The organism is Pseudomonas sp. SP16.1, assembly GCF_052682975.1.
Genome location: NZ_JBQYFZ010000001.1, coordinates 1,765,573 through 1,787,599, shown reverse-complemented (window position 1 = coordinate 1,787,599; position 22,027 = coordinate 1,765,573). Strand labels below are relative to the sequence as shown.

Annotated in this window: 19 protein-coding genes and 1 pseudogene; 6 read left to right on the top strand and 14 right to left on the bottom strand. The window is 63.7% G+C overall.

Going from position 1 to position 22,027, the window contains the following annotated elements; translation table 11 throughout:
• Positions 1 to 21 precede the first annotated feature (21 nt).
• Both ACUTAF_RS08725 and surE read left to right on the top strand, forming a co-directional pair.
• Positions 22 to 1,404 carry a DUF1329 domain-containing protein gene (locus ACUTAF_RS08725; RefSeq protein ID WP_445579599.1) on the top strand — a complete coding sequence of 461 codons (1,383 nt, stop codon included), beginning with the start codon at positions 22 to 24 and terminating at the stop codon, positions 1,402 to 1,404.
• Positions 1,405 to 1,587: 183 nt separating this feature from the next.
• A complete protein-coding gene (gene surE, locus ACUTAF_RS08720) occupies positions 1,588 to 2,577 on the top strand; it encodes a 5'/3'-nucleotidase SurE (protein WP_445579598.1) in 990 nt (329 codons plus the stop codon).
• 173 nt (positions 2,578 to 2,750) lie between these two features.
• On the opposite strand, the gene ACUTAF_RS08715 is transcribed toward surE, so the two are convergent.
• From ACUTAF_RS08715 to ACUTAF_RS08700, 4 genes are read right to left on the bottom strand one after another with little or no spacing between them, the layout of a single operon-like run.
• Complete coding sequence (locus ACUTAF_RS08715; protein WP_445579597.1) at positions 2,751 to 3,974, bottom strand: NADH:flavin oxidoreductase; 1,224 nt, start codon at positions 3,972 to 3,974, stop codon at positions 2,751 to 2,753.
• Positions 3,971 to 5,104: a 3,4-dihydroxy-2-butanone-4-phosphate synthase gene (gene ribB, locus ACUTAF_RS08710; RefSeq protein WP_445579596.1), complete on the bottom strand. Its 1,134-nt coding sequence runs from the start codon at positions 5,102 to 5,104 to the stop codon at positions 3,971 to 3,973. The genes ACUTAF_RS08715 and ribB overlap by 4 nt, the downstream gene beginning before the upstream one ends.
• A gap of 9 nt (positions 5,105 to 5,113) precedes the next feature.
• A complete protein-coding gene (locus tag ACUTAF_RS08705) occupies positions 5,114 to 6,040 on the bottom strand; it encodes an alpha/beta hydrolase (RefSeq protein ID WP_445579595.1) in 927 nt (308 codons plus the stop codon).
• Entirely contained in the window at positions 6,030 to 6,866 is an 837-nt protein-coding gene (locus ACUTAF_RS08700; RefSeq protein WP_445579594.1) for an SDR family NAD(P)-dependent oxidoreductase, read from the bottom strand. The genes ACUTAF_RS08705 and ACUTAF_RS08700 overlap by 11 nt, the downstream gene beginning before the upstream one ends.
• A 141-nt stretch (positions 6,867 to 7,007) precedes the next feature.
• Here ACUTAF_RS08700 and ACUTAF_RS08695 point away from each other — a divergent pair, with 141 nt between their 5' ends.
• From ACUTAF_RS08695 to ACUTAF_RS08680, 4 genes and pseudogenes are all read left to right on the top strand, one after another.
• Complete coding sequence (locus ACUTAF_RS08695; RefSeq protein ID WP_445579593.1) at positions 7,008 to 8,057, top strand: Rieske 2Fe-2S domain-containing protein; 1,050 nt, start codon at positions 7,008 to 7,010, stop codon at positions 8,055 to 8,057.
• 96 nt (positions 8,058 to 8,153) lie between these two features.
• On the top strand, positions 8,154 to 9,284 hold the full coding sequence (locus ACUTAF_RS08690) for a helix-turn-helix transcriptional regulator (protein WP_445579592.1): 1,131 nt from the start codon (positions 8,154 to 8,156) through the stop codon (positions 9,282 to 9,284).
• A 161-nt stretch (positions 9,285 to 9,445) separates the two neighbouring features.
• A complete protein-coding gene (nudE, locus tag ACUTAF_RS08685; protein ID WP_445579591.1) occupies positions 9,446 to 10,000 on the top strand; it encodes an ADP compounds hydrolase NudE in 555 nt (184 codons plus the stop codon).
• Between the two features lie 582 nt (positions 10,001 to 10,582).
• A pseudogene (locus tag ACUTAF_RS08680) lies at positions 10,583 to 10,873 on the top strand (DDE-type integrase/transposase/recombinase); the annotation flags it as partial.
• Positions 10,874 to 10,917: 44 nt separating this feature from the next.
• Here the strand turns inward: ACUTAF_RS08680 and ACUTAF_RS08675 are convergent.
• The 10 genes from ACUTAF_RS08675 to doeA all read right to left on the bottom strand — a co-directional run bounded on the left by ACUTAF_RS08675 (position 10,918) and on the right by doeA (position 21,878).
• Positions 10,918 to 11,787: a DMT family transporter gene (locus ACUTAF_RS08675; protein ID WP_445579590.1), complete on the bottom strand. Its 870-nt coding sequence runs from the start codon at positions 11,785 to 11,787 to the stop codon at positions 10,918 to 10,920.
• Positions 11,788 to 11,835: 48 nt separating this feature from the next.
• Positions 11,836 to 12,624 carry a maleate cis-trans isomerase family protein gene (locus ACUTAF_RS08670; RefSeq protein ID WP_397484978.1) on the bottom strand — a complete coding sequence of 263 codons (789 nt, stop codon included), beginning with the start codon at positions 12,622 to 12,624 and terminating at the stop codon, positions 11,836 to 11,838.
• Position 12,625: 1 nt separating this feature from the next.
• Positions 12,626 to 13,570: a cyclodeaminase gene (locus ACUTAF_RS08665; RefSeq protein WP_397498784.1), complete on the bottom strand. Its 945-nt coding sequence runs from the start codon at positions 13,568 to 13,570 to the stop codon at positions 12,626 to 12,628.
• Positions 13,557 to 14,552 carry a hydroxyectoine utilization dehydratase EutB gene (eutB, locus tag ACUTAF_RS08660; RefSeq protein WP_445579589.1) on the bottom strand — a complete coding sequence of 332 codons (996 nt, stop codon included), beginning with the start codon at positions 14,550 to 14,552 and terminating at the stop codon, positions 13,557 to 13,559. Before eutB ends, ACUTAF_RS08665 begins: the two co-directional genes overlap by 14 nt.
• Positions 14,553 to 14,628: 76 nt before the next feature.
• Complete coding sequence (locus tag ACUTAF_RS08655) at positions 14,629 to 16,035, bottom strand: aspartate aminotransferase family protein (RefSeq protein WP_445579588.1); 1,407 nt, start codon at positions 16,033 to 16,035, stop codon at positions 14,629 to 14,631.
• Between the two features lie 112 nt (positions 16,036 to 16,147).
• Positions 16,148 to 17,620 carry an NAD-dependent succinate-semialdehyde dehydrogenase gene (locus ACUTAF_RS08650; RefSeq protein WP_445579587.1) on the bottom strand — a complete coding sequence of 491 codons (1,473 nt, stop codon included), beginning with the start codon at positions 17,618 to 17,620 and terminating at the stop codon, positions 16,148 to 16,150.
• 233 nt (positions 17,621 to 17,853) lie between these two features.
• On the bottom strand, positions 17,854 to 18,330 hold the full coding sequence (locus ACUTAF_RS08645) for an Lrp/AsnC family transcriptional regulator (protein ID WP_397484982.1): 477 nt from the start codon (positions 18,328 to 18,330) through the stop codon (positions 17,854 to 17,856).
• Between the two features lie 194 nt (positions 18,331 to 18,524).
• Complete coding sequence (locus tag ACUTAF_RS08640) at positions 18,525 to 19,559, bottom strand: TRAP transporter substrate-binding protein (RefSeq protein WP_445579586.1); 1,035 nt, start codon at positions 19,557 to 19,559, stop codon at positions 18,525 to 18,527.
• A gap of 56 nt (positions 19,560 to 19,615) precedes the next feature.
• Complete coding sequence (doeB, locus tag ACUTAF_RS08635) at positions 19,616 to 20,674, bottom strand: N(2)-acetyl-L-2,4-diaminobutanoate deacetylase DoeB (RefSeq protein ID WP_397484984.1); 1,059 nt, start codon at positions 20,672 to 20,674, stop codon at positions 19,616 to 19,618.
• 16 nt (positions 20,675 to 20,690) lie between these two features.
• Positions 20,691 to 21,878, bottom strand: a complete 1,188-nt coding sequence (doeA, locus tag ACUTAF_RS08630) for an ectoine hydrolase DoeA (protein WP_445579585.1) — start codon at positions 21,876 to 21,878, stop codon at positions 20,691 to 20,693.
• Positions 21,879 to 22,027: the final 149 nt, after the last annotated feature.

Below are 22,027 nucleotides of genomic sequence, written 5' to 3'. Positions count from 1 at the left end.
CCTGAGCCGGAGGAATATCGCATGAACACCAAGACCACCCGTTTGTTTCGCGGTGCCCTGCTAGCCACCCTGCTCGGCGCCAGCCTGGCCGCCGAGGCCAAGGTCAGCAGCGAGGAGGCCGCCCGCCTGGGCCAGGACCTGACGCCCATGGGCGCCGAAAAAGCTGGCAACGCCGACGGCAGCATTCCGGCCTGGAGCGGCAAATGGCGCGGCGCACCGCCGCACGTCAAATTTGACGGCCCCGGCTCGGCGTATCAGGACCCCTATGCCGACGAGCAACCGCTGTTCGTGATTACCGCGCAGAACATGGCGCAGTACCAAGACAACCTCACCGACGGGCAGAAGGCCCTGCTGCAGCGCTACCCGGACAGCTTCAGGATTCCGGTCTACCCGAGCCATCGCGACTTCCGCATGGACCAGCAGACCGAGGATTACATCAAGCACAACGCGCTCAACGCCGAGCTGATCGAGGACGGCATGGGCACCCAGAACGCCTGGGGCGCCTCGCCCTTCCCGATCCCCAAGGACGGCAACGAGCTGATGTTCAACCACACCCTGCAGGGGCGCGCCTCCACGGAAGAGGCCAACTACCTGCAGGTGGTCAACTATGCCGACGGCAACAAGGTGTTCGAGAAGATCGACTACAAGATCTTCTCCATCTGGTCGACGCCTGCGTACAACCTGGACACCGCCAACAGCATCATGTCGCACTTCATGCTGACCAACCTGGCACCGGTGCGCAAGAAAGGCGAGATCGTGGTCGGTCGTGAGTTCATCAACCCGGTCAGCCAGCCACGCCAGGCCTGGCAGTACGCTCCCGGCCAGCGCCGTGTGCGCCGCGCGCCGACCGTCGGCTACGACTCGCCGACCGGCGCCGGGGGCTTTCGCGTGTACGACGAGGACCGCCTGTTCAACGGCGCGGCGGATCGCTACGAGTGGAAGATCGCCGGCAAGAGGGAACTGTACATCCCCTACCACAACTACCGCGTCGACGACCCCGGCGTGAGCCACGAGCAGCTGCTGTCCACCTCGGGCCACCTCAACCCCGAGTACATGCGCTATGAGAAGCACCGCGTCTGGGTGCTGGAGGCGACGCTGAAGAAGAATGCCCGACATATCTACGCGCGCCGCGTGCTCTACCTCGACGAGGACACCTGGGCTGCCGTACTGGCCGACAACTACGATAGCCGCGGGCAGTTCTGGCGCACCAACATGCAGACCTCGATCTACGCCTACGACATGCAGCGCTACCATGCGCGCCTGGGCATCTACCACGACCTGCTCTCCGGGTCCTACATGGTCGACCGCCTGCTCGACGAGCAGAAACCAGCGCGGCTCAACGTCAGCCAGTTCACCCACGACGACTTCACCCCGGGCAACCTGCGCAAGCTGGGCACCCGCTGACTCCCGGCCCGGCTGAGCGCTGCGGCGCCAGCCGGGCATCGCCCCGGAACCTGCTTCCAGCGGCAAGCGTTCCTGCTTTTACGTGCGATCCAATTGATCGGTCAGCGCCTGATTGTGCATGGGCGCTGCCGCTTCAACCCGGGCCCGGGTCCGGGCCCGCTCATCCCCGAGGAGAAAACAACAATGAGAAACCTGCTCGCCACTTCACTGACCCTGGCCGCCGTGTCCCTGGCGCAACCGGCCCATGCCCTGAACATCCTGCTGACCAACGACGACGGCTGCCGCGCCCCGGGCATCGATGCGCTGCATCGGGCATTGGTCGCTGCCGGCCACCAGGTCACCCTGATCGCACCGGACAAGGACAACAGCGGCATCGGCGCTGCCAGCGTGGTCAGCCCCGGCCAACCCCTGGCCGTGACCGAGCTGGCCCCTGGCAAATACTGTGTTGGCGCCCCCGCCGGTTTCAGCATGCCGGCGGGCAAGAATATGGCTATCGGCACGCCGGTGGATGCGGTCAACGTCGGTCTCGACCTGCTGCTCAAGGACAATCCACCGGATCTGGTGGTCTCCGGCAGCAACTTCGGCGACAACGTCGGCCCGCTGACACAGATGTCCGGCACGGTGAATGCCGCGGTGCGCGCCATGTTCAAGGGCGTGCCGGCAGTCGCGGTGTCCACCGCGATCGACCTCGAGCTGATCATGCGCGATCAGCAAGCCGGCTATCTGCAGACCCTCAACGCCATGGACGATACCGCCAACTTCACCGTCAAGCTGATCGAGACGGCCAGCGTCGCGGGTGCCGAAGCCAAGCGCCGCTGCAGCGAAAGTGGCGGCAAGGCCCGACCGTTCTGCGAGCTGAACGTGCTCGGCCTGCCCGGCAGCACCGGGCTGAACATCAACTACCCGGCCCGCGAAGCCGGCGAGGTCGCAGGCGTCAGTCATGCGCCGATCGGCGACTGGGGCATGGTCGGCTTCCAGGCCCAGCGTGATGACCAGGGCGTGGTGCGGGTCAACCTGGTGCCGCCCGCGACACCGACCGCCGAGCAGCAGCGCGCGGACGCCTACCAACTGTTCATCGGCAATGCGGTGGTCAGCGTCATCGACGGCAACCTGAGCGCTTCCCCTGCCCTGCAGAAACAGACCGAGAAGATGCTCGAGGGCCTGGCGCCCTGATTCAGTCGCAATAACCGAGCCCCGGAGTTAACGCTCCGGGGCTCTTTTTTGTGAGGCAGTCGTACGGTGAACCCCAGTCACTTCGCTATGGCCGGATGCAATCCGGGCTAAGGGCTGGTTTCCGCGTGGGACGGACCTGCCGAAGGCTTGTCCATCGTATCGTCGAGCGGGGTCTAGTGCGCAGCGCGGGCGAAGGCGTCCGGTTGATCGAGGGTGCAACGGGTGCCGCCGGGCAGATTCATGCTGGCCACGCACTGGTTGCAGTGAGTGCAGGGACTGACCCAGGTCTCGCCCTGCTCGCGCACGCGCTGCAGCAAGGCATTGTCGTTGAGCAGGGCCCGGCCCATGGCGACGAAGTCGAAGCCTTCGGCCATGGCCCGGGCCATGCCGCTGGCGCTGCTGACGCCGCCCAGGTAGACCAGTGGCAGCTTGACCGCCTGGCGCATCTGCCGTGCCAGTTCGAGGAAGTACAGCTCGCTGAAGGGCAGCGAGGGCATGGTCGCCGGGCCGAACAGCTTCATGGCGTGGCGCTGCAGCGGGTTCTTCTCCAGCGGGATCATATAGGGCAGCGGGCTGTCGCCACGGAACAGGAACATGGTGCTGCGACTGACCAGCCCGCCGCTCATGACGATGGCATCCAGGCCGCCCTGCTCCAGCAGTTGCGCGGCCTGACAGGCCTCGCCGATTTCCAGGCCGCCGGCGCAGCCGTCGCTGAGGTTGAGCTTGGCCAGGATCGGCATGTCCTTTCCGACCGCCCGGCGCACAGCCGCGAGCACCTCCAGCGGCAGGCGCATGCGGTTGTCCAGCGAGCCGCCGTAGTCGTCGCGGCGCCGGTTGATCAGCGGCGAAATGAACTGGCTGAGCAGGTAGCCGTGGCCCATATGGATTTCCAGGGCATCGAAGCCGACCTCCCTGGCGAAGGCCGCGGCGGCGGCATATTCGGCCACCGTTTTGTGCAAATCGTCCGGGCCCATGGCGCCGGTCAGGGGCACGCCGCTGAGCAGGCCATACTGGTTGACGGCGACACTTGGCCCCCGCGGCCGCGGGATATTGCGCGGGCGGTTGCGGCTGAAGCCACCGCAGTGGGCCAGTTGAGCACTGAGCGCGCCACCTTCGGCATGTACCGCAGCGCTCAGGCGTTCGAGCTGGCTGCGCACACCTTCGTGCAGCCACATCTGGTCGGGAAAGGTCAGGCCGTCGGGCGAGACGCCACAGTAGGCCACGGTGGTGAGCCCCGCACCTCCGCGGGCTATGCCGGCGTGGTGGCGAATCAGGTCATCGTTGGGCATGCCGCCCGGGCACATGCCCTCGAAGGTGGCGGTCTTGATCACCCGGTTGCGCAGACTCAGACCGGCCAGGTGGCAAGGGCCGAGCAGTTTGTCCAAAGCCGCGTTCATTCGGCGCTCTCCAGGGCTGGCGATAGTTCATTCAGATTAAGCGGGCAGGACACGAATTCAACCACCTCCAGCTCGAAGCCGGAGACGGCCTTATAGGGCCCGGGTGCACTGAGCAGGCGCATCTGCCGCACGTCCAGGTCACGCAGGATCTGCGCGCCTATGCCCAGGGTGCGCTGCGGGAAACTGGGCGCCCTGGGCAGGTAGCCCTCCTGCAATTGCTCGAGCAGCGTGTCCGCACTCTCCTGCTGCGCCAGCAGCACCACCACGCCACAACCCTCGGCCGCGACCCGGGCCAGGGCCCGGTCGAGATTCCAGTGCGAGGCGCCCGCAGGCGCCTCGACGTTGAGCAGGTCGCGCAGGGTCTCCACGGCCTGTACCCGTACCAGGGTCGGCCGCTCGCGGCTGACCTGGCCCATGACCAGCGCCAGGTGCAACTGGCCGCGATAGTCGTCGCGGTAGGCCAGCACCCGGAAGGCGCCGTGACGCGTGTTGAGCACCCGCTCGGCACTGCGGCGGATGGTGCTCTCGTGCAGGATGCGGTAATGGATCAGCTCGGCGATGCTGCCGATCTTCAACCCATGTTGCCGGGCGAAGTGGTGCAGCTCCTCGCCGCGCGCCACCTCGCCCTCGTCGTTGAGAATGCCGACCATCACCGCGGCCGGCAGCAGGCCGGCCAGGCGGGCCAGGTCGCTGGCGGCCTCGGCATGGCCGGCGCGGTTCATCACCCCGCCCGGCAGGGCCTGGACCGGGAAGATATGCCCAGGCTGCACCAGATCGCTGGGCCGGCTGGCCGGATCCACCGCCACCTGCACGGAGCGGGCCCGGTCCTCGGCCGAAATGCCGGTGGTCACTCCCAGGGTGGCCTCGATGGACACGGTGAAACCCGCGCCATTGACCGAACGCGAGTGCGGCACCATCAGCGACAGGCCCAGCGCCTGGCAGCGCGCCTCGGTCAGGGCCAGGCAGATCAGCCCGCGGGCATGCAGGGCCATAAAGTTGATCGACTCGGCATCGACCTGCTCGGCGGCCATGATCAGCACGCCCTCGCTGTCGCCGTCATCGTCGCTGAGCACCACCATCTCGCCGTGGCGCAGCGCCTCCACCAGCTCCTGAATGCAATTCATCTGCATGCTGTACCTCTACTCCAGCGCGGCGCGCAGGTCGGCGGCCGCCTCGGCCAGGGCCCGGGCGGCGGGTTCAACGAAGGCCGCCATACTGACGAAGCCATGGATCATGCCCGCGCATCGGCGCAGGCGCACCGGCACACCGGCCTGCCGCAGGCGCTCGGCGAAGGCCTCGCCCTCGTCGCGCAGGGGGTCGTACTCGGCGCTGATCAGGCTGGTCGGCGGCAGGCCGGCCAGGTCCTCGGCCAGCAGCGGCGAGGCCAGCGCATCCTCGGCCTGCTGCGGCTGACTCAGGTACTGACGGGCGAACCAGCGCATCATCGCCGCGGTAAGAAAGTAGCCCTCGGCGAACTTGTCGTAGGATGGGCTGGCGCAGCGCAGATCGGTGACCGGATAGAACAGGCACTGATGGCGGATGCGCGGCCCCCGCTCTGCCTGCGCCAGGCGACTGACGGCAATCGCCAGGTTGGCGCCGGCGCTGTCGCCGACCAGGGCCAGGCGCTGCGCGTCGACACCGAGCTCCTCCGCGCGCGCCAGCAGGTCGCACAGGGCGCTGTAGCAATCCATGGGCGCGGCCGGGTAAGGCGCCTCCGGGGCCAGGCGGTAGGCCAGCGACACCACCACCGCCCCGCTCTGCATGGCCAGGCTGCGGCACAGGTTGTCGTGGGTATCCAGGGTGCCGATGACGAAGCCGCCGCCATGGAGAAACAGCAGGACGGGCAACTGCTCGCCCTCGACCGGGCGGTACAGCCGTGCATCCAGCGGGCCCGCGGCGCCGACCAGCGTCAGCTCGCGCACTTCGGCCATGATTTCGCCGGGCAGCGGCGGCAGCATGCGGTCGGCCACCTCACGATAGGCGGCGGCGTCGAGCTGGGCGAAATCCGGCTGCGGCAAGGCGCCGAACTGCTGCAGCACGGCGGCGATCTGCGGATCAAGCGACATGTTCGGGCGCCTCCATATCGATCATCTGAAACTGCGGATTGCGCTCCTCCAGGATGCTGGCGAGGCGCTGCTGCAGGGCCGGTTTGAAGCTCTTGTGCGGCAGCAGCCAGAAGCGCTGCGCCTCGATGCCGGTGAACACCTGCCCGGCCAGCTCGTAAGGGTCCATGCCCTGGCGGATGCTACTGTCGAGCAGCTGGTTCAGCTGGCCGCTGGCGGCGCCGGCACTCTGGTTGGAAGCCATGATGGCGCTGGCCACAGGTCCCGGGCAGAGCACCGAAACGCCGAGCTGGGCCTGGAGCATGGCCAGCTCGTAGTGCAGGGTCTCCGACAGCGCCACCACGGCCTGCTTGCTGACGTTGTAGGGCGCCATCATCGGGCTGCTGATCAGCCCCGCCAGGGAGGCGGTATTGACCACATGGGCCGGGCGGCCACGGGCCAGCATGGCCGGCACGAAGCTGCGCACCCCGTTGATCACCCCCTGCAGGTTGATGCGCAGCACCCGCTGCCACTGCTCATGAGTGATTTCCCAAGAGAAACCGGTCTGCATCACCCCGGCGTTGTTGAACAGCAGATCGACGCCGCCGAATTCGCGCTCGGCCAGTGCGCGCAGGCCCTCGACCTGCTCCGGATCGCTGACATCGGCCGGCTGCACCAGCACCTCGACCGCCTGCTCGCGCAAGCGCTGCTGCAGCGCCAGCAAGCCCGCCTCGTCGACGTCGCTGAGCAGCAGACGCATCCCCCGCTCGCCGGCCAGACGCGCCAGCCCGCTGCCGATACCCCCGGCCGCGCCGGTGATCAGCGCCACCTGATTTCGTTGAATCTGCATCTGCGACTCCAGTCTGCCCAGTGTTGTCGGCAGTAGAGCCGCTATGCCCGGCGACAGCCATCGTCCGATCAGACGATGCCGGCAATTGCCTGAGCCGCAGAATCACCCCGAGCGCCCTTCAGCCCCGAGTGGAGAATGTCCATGAGCACCCCGCACCGCATCGAACGCAAAGCCCTGCCGGATCGCTACGCCCGGGGCTGGCACTGCCTCGGCCTGGCCAGCCAGTACCGCGACGGCAAGGCGCACCGCCTGAACGTGTTCGGCACCCGCCTGGTCGCCTTCGCCGGCGAGGACGGCCAGCTGCATGTGCTGGACGGCTACTGCCCGCATATGGGCGCGGACCTCAGCGAAGGCTGCGTGGAAGGCGATACCCTGCGCTGCCCCTTCCACGACTGGGGCTGGCACGCCGATGGCCACTGCGCCGATATCCCCTACGCCAAGCGCGTCCCGCCACGGGCCAGGATCAAGAGCTGGCCGACCCTGGTGGAAAATCACCTGCTGTTCGTCTGGAACGATCCAGAGGGCAATCCGCCAATGGAGGAGCAGCGCATACCGCGGATCGACGCCTGCTTCAGCGCCGAGTGGGCCGAGTGGGAGATCGAGGAGATGGTCATCGAGACCAACTGCCGCGAACTGGTGGACAACGTTGCCGACATGGCGCACTTCGACAAGGTGCATGGCACAGTGCTGGAGCATTTCAGCAACGTCTTCGACAGGCACGTCGCCAGCCAGTACATGCGCGGCAGAAGCGCCCGCCTGTCCGGCGACAGCGAACTGAACACCGTGGCCACCTACTACGGCCCGGCCTATCAGATCACCGAGATGACCGGCGCCATGGATGGCATGCCGATCCACTCGATCCTGCTCAACTGCCACGTGCCCATCGACCAGCACAGCTTCACCTTGCGCTACGGCGTGCTGGTGAAGAAGATCGCCGGGCTCGACGAGCAGCAGAACCGCGCCATGGCCCAGGCCTACGTGGAGCAGGCCCGCGCCGCCTTCTATGAGGATGTGCGGATCTGGCACAGCAAGACACGGGTGGACAACCCGCTGCTGTGCGACGGCGACGGCCCGGTCTACCAGCTGCGCAGGTGGTACGAGCAGTTCTATACCGATGTCGCCGAACTGGGCGAGGATGTGCGCCAGAGCAAGCGCTTCGTCGTGCTCGAGCGCACCGCCGAAAACGCCTGAGCCACTGGCGAGACGGCTGGCCGCGCCGGCGCTTAACTTTATGGCCGTTTGCCCCTACGCTGTCAGCAGTTCCTATAACAATAAAACGAGTTGCATATGGCCTTACCCCTGTCCCTCGACCAGTTCAGCGACATGCTCGGTACCCTCTACCAGGGTCCGCTGGAAAACGTCCCCTGGACCAGCTTCCTCGATCAGTTGAAGAATGCCCTGAACTCCAAGTACGCCACCTTTATCCTGCGTGCCCCCAGCCAGCAGGTGGACGGCCTGAGCATCTCCACATCGGGCAGCTCGGAGGCCGTCACCTCGGCCTACCATCAGCACTTCTATGCCCTGGACCCCTTCGTCGGCCTGCCGGAACGCCAGGTGGTCAGTCTGATCGAGTTCGTCTCGGTAGATGACTGGCTGAACTCCGAGTTCTACAAGAACTTCATGGAACCGACCGACGTGTTCCATGTGCTCGGCGCCGATATCAACACCCCCGATGGCGCCCACTGCCGCATCCGCATCAGCCGCAGCCGCAGCGATCCCCCCTTCAACCAGGACGAAAAGGACCTGCTGACCCTGTTTCTGCCCCATCTGGAGCGCGCGGTGGTGCTGCACATGCACCTCAACCGCATGGAAAGCGAGCGCAATCTCTATGCCGGCGCCGTCGATCAGCTGGCGGTGGGCACCATCATCCTCGACCAGGACGGCAAGGTGCTGCAGAAGAACCGCCTAGCCGAACGCCTGCTGGAGGAAAAGGATGGCCTCAAGCTGGTCAACGACAGCCTGCAGATCGGCACCCCCCGCGACAGCCAGCAGTTCCGCCAGCTGATCAAGCAGGCCCTGCTGGCGCAGAAAAGCAGCAACCCCTCGGTGGTCGAGGCCATGCGCGTGCAGCGCCCCTCCGGGCGCGCCGACCTGGGCATCGTGGTGCGTTCCATCCCGCCTAGCGAGTGGAGTGAAGGCAAACATTGCCCGACTGTAGCCATCTTTATCAGCGACCCGGAGCAGGAATCCAGCGCGCCACACGAGATCGTCCGCGCCCTGTTCGACCTGACCCCCGCCGAAACCCAGCTGGCCCTGCTGCTGGCCAACGGCCTGACCCTGGACGAAGCCTCAGACGAGCTCGGCATCAGCCGCAACACCGCCCGCGCCCATCTACGCGCCACCTTCTCCAAGACCGGAGTCACCCGCCAGACCATGCTGGTACGCCTGATCCTGCGCAGCGTCGCCACCCTCGGCTGATACCCACTGCCGCACCGCCTCTCGCCCTGAGCGCGGGAGGTGGCCGCCGCACGAGCGCTTAAGTGCCCCCCCTCATTAGTCCGAGCAGACGATGTTGCACCACCGACCCGGCGGCACTCTGTGCACTGTCCCAGCCGTTCTCCACCACGGGGGAGAAACCCATGCGCAGCCTACCCACCATTGTCAAAACCGAGTTACTGGCCGAAAGCGGCTACTTCCAGATCGAAGCGCTGCACTTGGAATTCAGCAATGGGCAGCAACGCGTCTACGAACGCCTGCGCGGCACCGGCTACCAGTCGGTGATGGTGGTCGCCCGCCCGGATCCCGCCCACGTACTGCTGGTGCGCGAATACGCCGTGGGGGTCGAACAGCGCGTCCTAGGCCTGCCCAAGGGCGGCGTCGACCTCGGTGAAAGTTACCTGGCCGCCGCCAACCGCGAACTTCAGGAAGAAATCGGCCTGCGCGCCGGACGCCTAACGGAACTGGGCCAACTGACCCTTGCCCCCGGTCACCTCTGCCACAGCTATCAGGTCGTGCTGGCCGAGGATCTGCAACCCTGCCCGGCGCTTGGCGATGAGCCGGAACCACTGGAGATAATTAAGGTGCCCATCTCTCAGGTAGCGCGGCTAGTCGCCTGCGGCGAGATGCATGAGGCGCGCGCCATAGCCGCCCTGTTCATGGCCATGAACCACCTCAGCACCTTCGACAGCAACTGACCGGTCATCGCCAACCGTATGACCTCGTGTAGCAGCTAGTCCATTCGGACGAGGCCAAGCGCATGCGCCTTACCTAGGCTGCGTCGAAACGCGCGACGGTTTGGCCTTTGGCGAGAGACCGACATGACAATAAGAAAAAAGCTTCTGATCGCAGTATTGCTGGTCCTCACCGGATCCGGTTACATGACAATGCTGTTCAAGCTGGCGGCGCTCCCGCTGCCCAAAGTCAGCTATTGCCTGCAGCACGCCTACGCTTGCTATCCACCCCCCGTGCGCTTGTGGCCATAAGCTTCATTCGCAATATCATTGATCTGGAGGAGTTATGCTTGGCATCTCGATGTACGTCCGCGTCCCGCCTCCCGGCGATTGGAGAGCACGTCGATAGCGGCCAGCCGCCCCTGCAGGATGTGTTGCGCTATATCACCGATCCGGAGCTAGCTAGTGGACCGTCCAACCAGCCCAATAACTTATGTTCGATCACGGCCAACTTGGCCTGATGTATCGAGCTAATGATGGATTCAGCGGTTTTGGCTGCCCCGGAGCGATCTGCCCGCTCACTGGCACCTGGCGCGCTCAGCTCGGTCCTGTGGCCGGCATCGCGGGGCTCGTCTGATGCGAGTGGAGGGGCTGCGCTCGCAGACCAGCTATCGTCGGCGCCCCGGGTATTACGGGGGCAAGCAGACGGTGGCCTCGCCCAACCGCCTGGAGCGGCAGTTCACCGTCAGTGAACCGAACAAGGTCCGGGTCACCGACATCACTTACACCCGCACCTATGAGGGCTGGCTGTACTTGGCGGTGGCGCTGGATCTGTTTTCGTGCCAGGTGATTGGCTGGTCGATGAAGCCACGGATGTGCAGCGACCTGGCCATCGATGGAACGGATGTCCCGGGCGACATCCTCACTCCTGGTCTGGATATTCAGGCGGCCAAAGGCCGAGAGCCACTCCGCCAGCCCAGCAGACTATGGCCACACAACGCCAGAAGAATGATGGTGCCGCCCAGCAGAACCTGACCGCTTGGGGCCTCGTCGAGCAGCCACCAGACCCACAAGGGTCCCAGTACTACTTCCAGAAGCAGTAACAGGCCCACTTCAGTGGCACTGATCCAACGCGGCCCCAGCTGTATCAGCATAAACGCCAGCGGCAGCAGCACGCCGGCCATCACTGCCAGCACCAACCACTGCTGCACGGCAAAGTCCGGAGTACCACCAAAGACGAAACCTAGTAGCGACACCAGCAGCGCTCCGGGGATCAATGCAGGGCTCATGTCCACCGCCGGCTGGCTGCGTGCCAGAGTGAAATTGCCAGCCAGCAAAGTGGCTGCCACCAGGGCCAGAAGATTTCCGCTCAGGCTGCTGCCCGGTGACTCATCCACGACGATCAACAGCACGCCACCCAGGCACACCATAATGGCCATCAGGGTGTGCAAGGCCAGGCGCTCGCCCAGCCAAACCCAGGCCAAGGCGGCAGCAATCAGAGGCGACAGACTGAAGATCAGCAACGTACTGGCCGCCCCGGCCAATCCCATAGCATGCACAAAACACAGGGTACTGAAGCAGTAACAAAGCGCACAGCCAAGGCCGGTCCAGCCACACCGGTGAAATGCCCTGGGCAGCTCAGTACGATAGCGCCAGGTCAACAGCAAGCCGAGCCCGAGCGCCATCAGCAGGCCGCGCCAGGCCAGGATCTGCATGGCATCACCGGCCAACCAGCGCAGCACCAGGGCATCTGGAGAGATCACCAACATGCCCAGGGTAGTGAGCAGCAAACCCTTCTGTCTGTCACGCATCCCGGTATTCCTTCAAGGCCATCGAATGAGCGGCTGCACACTCCCCTCTCAGCGCGGCCCCCAGCTGTCTACCAGCAAGCTGCCAAAGCCCTGCGGTCGGTGTACGCAGCCTGCCAGTTGCAGGGTGTGCCAGAACAGCGCCTGGTTACTTGAGATCACCGGCAAACCGAGACGCTTTTCCAGTGCATCAAGCAGGCCCAAGGTACGTAGGTTGGTACAGGCGAGAAACAGCGCATCGACTCGTTGACCGGCGAGCAGCTCCAGTGCCGCCGCCTCGATTGCAGCAGCCGGGATTCGCGGAATCTCGGCGTCATCCAGCACGGCGAAGGTGCCGAAGGCCACCACCTCGTGACCAGCCTGCTGCAAGCCCTGGTGAAGTGGGTAGTTCACTTCACCAATATAGGGTGTCAGCACGGCAATGCGCCGTGCATCGAGGCCGCGTAAGGCGGCTTTGACCGCGCTCCAGGGATTGCTTACTGGTACCCCGGGATGAGCCTGACTGAGCAGGCGAGTCACCTGCTGCTCACCGATCAGCATACTGCCGGAGGTACAGCCGAACGCCAGCACATCCAGCGCCAGCCCTGGAACCAACAGGGAGCTGGACTGGGCAAGATTCTGCGCCAAACCGCGCAGACCTTCAGTGGTCACGGTAGGGCTGCAGGGTGTGCGCGTACTGTACAACTCGACCCGCTCGCCGAGCAGTTGACGCCACTCGTTCTCCAGGGTGAAGTCGCTGGCCAGCTGCACTAGGCCGATGCGCACATGTCCGTCATCCGTTGTGCGCTGGAAGGGGAAGATCCGTTGCAGACTCTGGAAGTCAGCGAAAGAGAGGCTCATTTCAGACTCCCTCGAGTAGACGCGCAGCATAGTTGGCGATGGCGGTATCCTGCACACCCGTGCCTGTAAGGTCGCACACACTGATCTGTTCGGCACTGCTGCGCAGGGAGCGGCCCGCGGCAATCAGGCTGCCCAGTTCGAATACCTCACGCTGCAGCGCCGGGGCATGATGCAGCTCGCCAAGAGCCTGCGACTGGCTGAGGCGGTCGACCACCACTAGGTCGGCACTGGCCAGGATGGTGGGCTCCAGCTCGTTCTTGTGCGGGTTGTCCGAACCCATGGCGGTGACGTGGATACCCCTTGGCAGGTCGCTCCAGCGCAGCACCGGTTCGCGTGCCGGGGTAGTGGTGACCACGATGTCGGCCTCGGCGCAGGCGCTGGCGGCACTGGTGTGCACGGTCACCGGCAGGCCGTGATGGGCACGCATATGAGTGGCATAGGCCTCGGCCTTGGTGTGGTCGCGGGCGTATACATGTACCTCATGGATATCCCGAACCAAGCGCAGGGCCGCGACCTGCAGTTCGGCCTGCAGGCCGGCGCCAATCACCGCGACGCTGTGCGCATCGGCGCGGGCCAGGTGCTTGGCGGCGATGGCGCCGGCCAAGGCGGTACGGATGTCGGTCAGGTAGCCCTCGTCGAACAACACCGCCTCGACCAGCCCGGTCTTGGCCGAGAACAGCAGCATCAGGCCATTGAGGCTGGGCAAGCCCAGTTTGGGGTTGTCGAAGAATCCAGGGCTGATCTTGATGGCGAAACGCGGCCAGCCACGGATATGTGCGGTCTTCACATCGACCTCACCGTTGCTCTCGGCGATGTTCATGCTGAGGATCGGCGGCATCTCCACCTCGCCACGACCAAGGGCAGCGAAGCCGGCCTCGACCGCCTCCAGGGCAGTCGCATCGAGCTTGACCCGCTCTGCGATCTGCTTGCGCTTATAGATATGCATAGGGACGCTCTCCAGCCAGGCGGTAGGCCTCGGCAAAGGTTTCATTCGACAGGTTCTGGCCGCTGACCACAAAGGCCACACGCCGCCCCGACAGCTCCAGGCGATGCTGTTCGACGGCGGCGACACCTACGGCAGCGGCGCCCTCCACCAGCATCTTTTCTTCATGTAGGAAATGCAGCATGGCGCGGGCAATCTGTGCCTCGTCGACCTTGTAACCGCGATCCATGTAGCGCTGGGTCATGGCGAAGGTCCAGGCGTTGTCCAATCCGATACCGCCTCCCAGGCTATCGGCCAGCGATTGCACCTCCGGCACTTGCAGCGGATGGCCGGCGGCGAGACTGGCGAGCATCGCCGCCCCCTCGCGCATGCTCACGCCAACCACCTCGGCGGCAGGATTGACGCTCTTGACCGCCAGGCCGAGGCCGGCGATCAGGCCGCCACCTGAGAGACCAGCGAACACCAGGTCGATGTCCGGCTGCTCTTCCATGATTTCCAGGCCACAGGTGCCCTGACCTGCGATCACCAGCGGATCGTCGAAAGGCGGAACATAGGCCAGCCCCTGTTCATCACGCAGGCGGCGTGCCTCGCTGTCGGCGTCATCCTGGCAATCACCATGGATTACCAGTTCGGCGCCGCTCTGTCGCAGCGCCTCGACCTTGTTGTTTGGCACCAGGCGCGAAATGCATACCGTGACTGGAATGCCCAGGTGCTGCCCAGCATAGGCCAGGGCGCGGCCAAAATTGCCGGTGGACATGGTCACCACGCCACGTTCCCGCTGCATGGGATCAAGACCGAGCAGTGCATTGAGCGCGCCACGCAGCTTGAAAGAGCCGGTAGGCTGCAGGTTGTCCAACTTTAGCCAGACTTCGCAGTCCCAACGCCGCGACAAGGCTTCGGAGCGCACCAAGGGTGTACGCAGGGCCAGCCCGGCGATGCGCCGGCGGGCCCGGTAGATATCCTGCAGGCTCAGTTGTTGTTGCATGCCAACCCCCAGAGAAGCGCTTTAAACCAAAGCGGCGGGAGACTCCCGTGAATCCCCGCCACGTTACCTGGTTGCCTTATTTGGCCTGCCAGGCGCCGCTACTGATCAGCTTGTCGGTGACCTTGTTCACCGCACGCTCGGCACGGGCAACGATGTCGTCCACCTCGCCACGGGTGACCACCAGCGGCGGAGCGAAGCCGAGGATGTCACCGTGCGGCATGGCACGAGCGATCAGTCCCTCTTCCAGGCAGGCTGCGGAAACCATCGGACCGACCTTGAGGTTGGGGTCGAAGTGCTGGCGCTTGCTACGATCGCTGGAGAACTCCAGAGCGGCGAGCAAGCCGATGCCACGAACCTCGCCGACCAGCGGGTGCTCGGCGAAGGTCTGCTGCATGCGCTGCTGCAGGTAGGCACCGGTATCCCGGGCATTGCCAGTGAGGTTCTCGCGCTCGATGATATCCAGGTTGGCGATGGCCGCCGCGATGCCCATGGGGTGCCCGGAATAGGTGTAACCGTGGCCAATGGCACCGTAGGTATCGGTGCCCTGCTCCAGTACTTGCCAGACTCGCTCACCGACTATCACCCCGGACAGCGGCTGGTAGGCCGAGGTCAGCCCCTTGGCCACGGTGATCAGGTCCGGCTTCATCTCGTAGTACTGCGAACCGAAGTCGACACCCAGGCGGCCAAAGCCACAGACTACCTCGTCGGCGATCAGCAGGATGTCGTACTTGTCCAGCACCTTGCGGATCTCCGTCCAGTAACCCTGCGGAGGCGGCACGATGCCGCCGGTACCGAGGACCGGTTCGCCGATCATCGCCGCGACCGTATCCGGACCTTCGGCGAGGATCATCTCCTCGAGTTTCTGCGCACAGTAGCGGGAGAATTCCAGTTCGCTCATGGCGTCGTCGGGACGACGATAGTAGACCGGCGCCACGGTGTGCTTGATGCGCTCGAGCGGCAGGTCGAAGTGAGCGTGGAACACCGGCAGGCCGGTCATGGAACCGGAGGCGATACTCGAACCGTGATAGCCACGGTCGCGGGAGATGACCTTCTTCTTCTCCTTACGGCCGAGGATGTTGTTGTAGTACCAGACCAGCTTGAGCTGGGTTTCGTTGGCGTCCGAACCGGACATGCCGTAGTAGACCTTGCTCATGCCCTGGCCGGCGAGCGTGACGATGCGCTCGGACAGGGTGGCCATGCCCTCGGTAGTGTGGCCGACGTAGGTGTGGTAGTAGGCCAGTTGCTTGGCCTGCTCATAGATCGCCTCGGCCATCTCGTTGCGGCCATAGCCGATGTTCACGCAGTACAGGCCAGCGAAGCCGTCGATGAACTGGTTGCCCAACGAATCCTGGATACGGATGCCCTGGGCGCCGGTGATGATCCGCGCCGGGCTCTCGCCATGGGCATGTTGCTTGAGATGGGTGGAAGCGTGAAACACGTTCTGGCGGTCGATCTCGATGATCTTCTGGGTGTCGATGGTCATGGCAGTGCCCTCTTGGAACTCATTCGTGATTTGCTTCAGTGGAATCGAACCCACTGAAAACGTAGCGAGCGCAGGCTAGGCAGCGCATAGCGCGCGAAGCCCGCAGTAGTTTTCAGCTACCGCTGGCGCTGGGCAGGCCGCCCAGGCAGTAGTACTTGATATGGCTGTATTCATCGAGGCCGTGGCGTGAGCCCTCGCGGCCGAGGCCGGACTGCTTGACGCCACCGAATGGCACGGGCGGGCCGGTCATCTTCACCGAGTTGACGCTGACCATGCCGAACTCGAGGCCGCGCAAAAGCCGCCAGACCGGTCGCATGTCGTGACCGTAGACGTAGGCAGCCAGACCGTATTCGGTATCGTTGGCCTGGGCGATCAGTTGCTCCAGGTCGTCCCAGGCCAGCACGCCGGCCACAGGGGCGAAGTTTTCTTCCCGATACACACGCATATCCGCGGTCACATCGGCCAGCAGGGTCGGCATGAAAAAGTTGCGGCCCGGCGCCTGGCCCTGGTCGCCGACTAGCAGGCGCGCGCCCTTGGTCACTGCGTCGTCTACCAGTTCCTGGGCCTTGGCCACCGCCTTGGCGTTGATCAGCGGCCCCTGATTGACCCCGCGGACCAGACCGTTGCCCACTGTCAGCTCGCCCATGCGCCGGGCAAAGGCTGCCAGAAACGGTTCATACAGTGAGCGATGAACGAAGATGCGATTGGCCGCCAGGCAGTCCTGGCCAGTGGTCTGGAACTTGGCGTCGATCGCCGCCTGAGCAGCCTGCTCCACGTCCATGTCTGGAAGGACGATGAAGGGCGCGTTGCCGCCCAGCTCCATCGAGCACTTCTTCACCGTGGCTGCAGCCTGCTGCAGCAACAGGCGGCCGACCCGGGTCGAGCCGGTAAAGGACAGTGCCTTGACCTTGTCGCTGGCACAGAGCACCTGGGAAACCATCTCCGGCTCGCCAGTAATGACGTTGAAAACTCCGGCGGGGAAGCCGGCACGTTCCGCGAGCTCGGCCAGGGCCAAAGCGGAGAACGGCGTCTCGCCAGCCGGCTTGACCAGCACAGTGCAGCCCACAGCAAGGGCCGCGGCGGCCTTGCGGGTAATCATCGCGCAGGGAAAGTTCCACGGCGTGATCAGCGCGGCAACGCCGATCGGCTCGCGTACGCTGCCCAGTTGGGCGTCGCGAATGTGGCTGGGGATGGTCTCGCCGTAAGCGCGCCGCGCCTCCTCGGCGAACCAGCGAATGAAGGACGCGGCGTAGTCGATCTCGCCACGGGCCTCATCCAGCGGCTTGCCCTGCTCGAGGGTCATCAGCCTGGCCAGGTCTTCTTTGTTCTCCAACAGCAGATCGTGCCATTTACCGAGTATCACGCCACGTGCGTCCACCGACAGCGCGCGCCAGGCCGGCAAGGCGGCTTGCGCCGAATCGATGGCGTGCTCTATCTGGCTCGCGTCCAGCTGGGTGCAGCGCCCGATTGTTTCTTCGCTGGCTGGATCGATGACCGCTTCATCGCGCCCCTCGTGACCGGCAACCCATTTACCGTTGACGTAGGCCAACTGGCGAACCAGGCGTGGATCTTTAAGCATGTGCATGGACGGTATCCCCTCTACTTGCCTTGCGCAGCGGGTTCGCGGCGCAAGGCGTGGTGCGTGTTTACGGCTTCCACTTTAGGGTTTGCCAGTCAGCGATTTTTTCTCTTCAAAGGGGGGCGGGCGGGCTGTTTTTTTTCTTTGCCGGTGGCGTGCTGATGTTTTTTTCTGCACCACCGGCTAGGGACGAAACGGCAGCATCAAGGGGGGGACAGGATGGCTTACGGAAATGCCGGCTAGGCTTCTTCACCGTCTAGCATCAGCGGAGGTTCACTGTGTTTGATGGTCTTGGTCACGATGTAAGTGAAGTAACGCTCGATGCCCAAGTCGGTCATCAGCCAGCGGTCGATCAGGCGCTGGTACTGGTCGATGTCGCGCGCCATGACCTTGACGATATAGTCGATGCCACCACCAGTGGCGTAGCACTCGGTGACTTCAGGACATTCCTGCATGGCATTTTCAAAACGCTGGAAGGCTTCACGGTTGTGCTGTTTAAGGCTGATCTCGACCATCACCGAAGCACGCTTGAGCAGAATCTCGGTATTCAGCTGGGCACCGTAGCCACGAATGATTCCGGCCTCCTCCAGACGTTTGACCCGCTCCCAGCAGGGGCTGATAGACAGGTTGATGGCTTCGGCCAAGCTGGACTTGGTGATCCGCCCATTGCACTGCAGGATGCGCAGAATCTTCAGGTCATAGCTGTCCAGACGCATAAACGGCTCCACGGCGAAAAAGGCCGCACCCCGCCACAGGGGCGAGGTTGCTCGGCATAAGTGTTGCAGGGATCGATCTGCAGCATGGCTCTCGTTGCGCCTAACCCATCCTGCATGCCTGCCCAGAACGTTGGCCCGCCCCGAACAGAGCAACACTGCAAAAAAACCGGCGGAGTGCCCGCCGGCAACAGGGGTTACTGCTTTTCCAGCTCCGTGATTTCCTGCTCCAGGGCCTTGAGCACAGAGCCTGCTTCGGGGCCGGCCAGTTGCACCAGCTTCTCGCGCATAGGTTGACTGGCTGCGCGGAAAGCCGCCTGCTCGTCTTCGGTCAGACGCACCAGCTGGATACCCGGTTTGGCCTGTTTGATCTTTTCCAGGCGCTCATCGTTGTACTTGGCCTGGGTCTCGAAGATGTAAGGCGCCAACTCCTCCACAGTCTCGTCGATAAGTGCACGCTGCTCGGCAGGCAGCTCCTGGTACCAGGACTCGCTGGACAGGACGGCAACCGTGAACTGTTGGTGTCCCGACCAGGTCATGACATCGTTGACCTCATAGAACTTCATTTCCTCGATGGCGAAAACCGGGTTCTCCTGGCCATCGATCATCTTCAGCTGCAGAGCCCCATAAACCTCGGAATAAGGCAGCGGAGTAGGGACAGCACCGAACGACTTATAGGTCTCCACCAGCATCGGTGAGGCCATAACCCGCATCTTCACGTTGGCGAAATCGGCCGGCTTGCGCACCACCTTGTTGGTGGTCCAGACCATATCGCCTTCCGGGTACATGCTCAGCAAGCGTAGATTGCGGGTCTTCAGCTTGTCGGCAACCGGCCCGTAGATTGTTGGGCTCTCGGTCAGCAGCTTGAGGTTCACCGCATTGTCCTGGGATAACAGGTAGGGCACCGAGAACACCTGCATGCCTGGAGCGGTGGAGCCAAGAATGCCGGTCGAGCCATGGGTGAACTGCAGGACACCGTTAGCCACAAGTTCGGTGAGATCTTCCGACTCGCCCAGCGCACCGTATGGGTAGACAGTAACGCTGATCTTGCCACCGCTCTTTTCCTCGATCAGTTGCTTGAACTTCTGGGCGTAGGCGTCCTGCACGCTGCCGCTGATTTCCTCAAGGGCAAATTTCCATTCCTCCGCAGCCGCCAGGCTCGCCTGGCCAATCAGGGTCAGCCCCATCGCTGCAGTCAGGACCATTTTCTTCAGTGTGCTTAGGGTGCTCATGGTGAGGTCTCCGCTTGCTGTTATTGTCATTTGGTTGCGACCGAACCTGCCGGCCTCTAGCTTTCGACGATGTCGGCGATTACTGCCAGGGTGTCGCCGATGTCCACCAGTGCGGGAAAACGTCGGGCAACCAGGAGCCCATCCCGTTCTGCACGATATTCCACGGCCGGCGTGCCGGTGCGCTCGAACGCATGTACCCGCGCAACGAGGTCGCCTCGCTTGAGGCGATCGCCCAGGCTACGAGTGAGTTCGAGAATGCCGCGATGGGTGCTCTGCACGTAGCAACTGGCATCGGGCATATCCAGTTGCAGCCGCGGCTCGTCGGCAAGCTCCAACTCGCCGGCGAGAATTCCGGCAAATTTTAGGAAGTTGCGCACACCACGATCGGCCAGGGCCATGGTTTCGGGGGTACTGGTGCCGCCGCCACGCAGTTCGGTGGTGACGAACACCTTGCCCTGGGACTCCACCGCCGTGTCGTACAACGAAGCTGCATCCAGCTCGAAGAGGATCATGCTGGCGGCGGTACCGAACAGGCGTGCACCCTCGATGCACTTGGCCTCCTGCTGTGCGTCCGGTAGTCGGTGGGCTGCGGCGAACGGCAGGATGTCCAGGGTCTTGCCACCGGAATGTATATCCAAGGCATAGTCACACAACGGAATCAGGTGCCGCTGAAAGTAATCGGCGATACGCTCGGTCATGCTCCCTGTAGGGTTGCCGGGGAAAGAGCGGTTCATGTTGCCTTTGTCGATCGGCGAAGTACGGCTGCCGTTCTGCACGGCCGGGTAGTTCATCGCCGGGACGATGATCACCCGCCCCTGGACGTCCTCTGCCCGCAACTCTCCAGCCAGCTTGAGCAACGCGGTGATGCCCTCGTATTCGTCGCCGTGGTTGCCGCCGGTGAGCAGCGCGGTAGGACCCACGCCGTTCTTCACCACGCTGATGGGGATCATGATGCAGCCCCAGGCCGACTGGTCATGGGAGTACGGCAGCTTGAGGAAGCCGTGCTGCACACCGTCTCGCTCGAAATCGACCGTGGCACTGAGGGTGGTGGCACGAACCTCGGCAACGCTCGACCGCGTGTTTGCCTGCAGTTCCGCTTCGGATGAAATATTCATGGTTGCGCTACTCATCTCAGGCCTTCACGAATAACTGTCGCGGGAAGTCGCAAAGGGTTTCCACCCCGCTCTCGGTAATCAGGATGCTCTCGGTGGTCTCCAGACCCCAATCATCCAGCCAAAGGCCCGGCATAAAGTGGAAGGTCATGCCAGGTTGCAGCACCGTGGTGTCGCTCTCACGCAGGCTCATGGTGCGCTCGCCCCAATCCGGCGGATAACTCAGACCGATTGGATATCCGCAACGGTTATCTCCGCGATCGTAACCGTAACGACGCAGGGTGCTGTTCAGCTCCCTGGCGATGTCACCGCAGGTATTGCCAGGTTTGGCGACCGCCAGGCCCGCCTCCAGGCCAGCGTTGATCGCCTCCTCCGCCTTGCGAAAAGCGGCTGACGGTTCGCCCAAGTAAAGAGTGCGCGACAGCGGGCAGTGGTAGCGTTTGTGGCAGCCGGCAATCTCGAAGAAGGTACCTTCCCCCTTCTTGAACGGGCGATCGTCCCAGGTCAGGTGCGGCGCCGAAGCGTCCTTGCCCGAGGGCAACATGGGCACGATAGCTGGGTAGTCGCCGAACTTACCCTCGTGACCGACACAGGCAACCCGATAGATTTCACCTACCAGCACGTTTTTCGGCAGACCCGGTTCGACCATTTCGATGATCGCCCGATGCATGTTCTCGACGATGCGCGCGGCCACACGCATGTACTCGATTTCCAGCGGCGACTTGACCGCTCGACACCAGTTGACCAAGCCAGTGGCATCGACCAACTGTGCCTGCGGCAGACCATGCTGCAGCGCCTGGTGCGAAGTGGCGCTGTAGTAGTAGTTGTCCATCTCCACGCCGATCGTGCCGCTGGTCCAGCCTCGTGCCGACAGTATTTCCTGGCATAGGTAGTCGAGGGCGTGATGCGGTGGGTTCATCACGTAGCGGTCGCTGTAGGAGGCGATATCCTCCTCCGGCATGTAGACGGTGCGACGCGCGCCATTGGCATCGATGCCACGGCCGTACCATAACGGGTTGCCGTGCTGGCCAATCACCACGCATTGCGGAGTGTAGAAAGACCAGCCGTCATAACCGGTAAGCCAGGCCATGTTGGATGGATCATGCACGATCAGCGTCGTGACCCCCCGCTCAGCCATGGCGGCACGCACCTTGGTCAAACGCTGGGCATACTCTTCACGGCTGAAATTCAAAGCGATTTCACTCATGACAGCATCTCGAAAATGAACGCGACGGCGTTCAGGTCTCTATCCAACCGCCCGCACCAGCCGGGCGGTTATGCAATGTACTGAAACCTGCTAGAGTGACCACATCAAATGCAGGTCAATCCGCATGGATTACATATTTATAATCAGTA

Coding starts and splice junctions, on each gene's coding strand:
- ACUTAF_RS08725 (WP_445579599.1), top strand. CDS start 22: ATGAACACCAAGACCACCCGTTTGTTTCGCGGTGCCCTGCTAGCCACC.
- ribB (WP_445579596.1), bottom strand. CDS start 5,104: ATGCAGATGAATTGCATTCAGGAGCTGGTGGAGGCGCTGCGCCACGGC.
- ACUTAF_RS08695 (WP_445579593.1), top strand. CDS start 7,008: ATGAGCACCCCGCACCGCATCGAACGCAAAGCCCTGCCGGATCGCTAC.
- doeB (WP_397484984.1), bottom strand. CDS start 20,674: ATGAATATTTCATCCGAAGCGGAACTGCAGGCAAACACGCGGTCGAGC.
- ACUTAF_RS08670 (WP_397484978.1), bottom strand. CDS start 12,624: ATGAGCCTCTCTTTCGCTGACTTCCAGAGTCTGCAACGGATCTTCCCC.
- ACUTAF_RS08715 (WP_445579597.1), bottom strand. CDS start 3,974: ATGAACGCGGCTTTGGACAAACTGCTCGGCCCTTGCCACCTGGCCGGT.
- ACUTAF_RS08655 (WP_445579588.1), bottom strand. CDS start 16,035: ATGACCATCGACACCCAGAAGATCATCGAGATCGACCGCCAGAACGTG.
- ACUTAF_RS08700 (WP_445579594.1), bottom strand. CDS start 6,866: ATGCAGATTCAACGAAATCAGGTGGCGCTGATCACCGGCGCGGCCGGG.
- ACUTAF_RS08640 (WP_445579586.1), bottom strand. CDS start 19,559: ATGAGCACCCTAAGCACACTGAAGAAAATGGTCCTGACTGCAGCGATG.
- ACUTAF_RS08690 (WP_445579592.1), top strand. CDS start 8,154: ATGGCCTTACCCCTGTCCCTCGACCAGTTCAGCGACATGCTCGGTACC.
- ACUTAF_RS08650 (WP_445579587.1), bottom strand. CDS start 17,620: ATGCACATGCTTAAAGATCCACGCCTGGTTCGCCAGTTGGCCTACGTC.
- ACUTAF_RS08645 (WP_397484982.1), bottom strand. CDS start 18,330: ATGCGTCTGGACAGCTATGACCTGAAGATTCTGCGCATCCTGCAGTGC.
- ACUTAF_RS08675 (WP_445579590.1), bottom strand. CDS start 11,787: ATGCGTGACAGACAGAAGGGTTTGCTGCTCACTACCCTGGGCATGTTG.
- ACUTAF_RS08665 (WP_397498784.1), bottom strand. CDS start 13,570: ATGCATATCTATAAGCGCAAGCAGATCGCAGAGCGGGTCAAGCTCGAT.
- doeA (WP_445579585.1), bottom strand. CDS start 21,878: ATGAGTGAAATCGCTTTGAATTTCAGCCGTGAAGAGTATGCCCAGCGT.
- eutB (WP_445579589.1), bottom strand. CDS start 14,552: ATGCAACAACAACTGAGCCTGCAGGATATCTACCGGGCCCGCCGGCGC.
- surE (WP_445579598.1), top strand. CDS start 1,588: ATGAGAAACCTGCTCGCCACTTCACTGACCCTGGCCGCCGTGTCCCTG.
- ACUTAF_RS08705 (WP_445579595.1), bottom strand. CDS start 6,040: ATGTCGCTTGATCCGCAGATCGCCGCCGTGCTGCAGCAGTTCGGCGCC.
- nudE (WP_445579591.1), top strand. CDS start 9,446: ATGCGCAGCCTACCCACCATTGTCAAAACCGAGTTACTGGCCGAAAGC.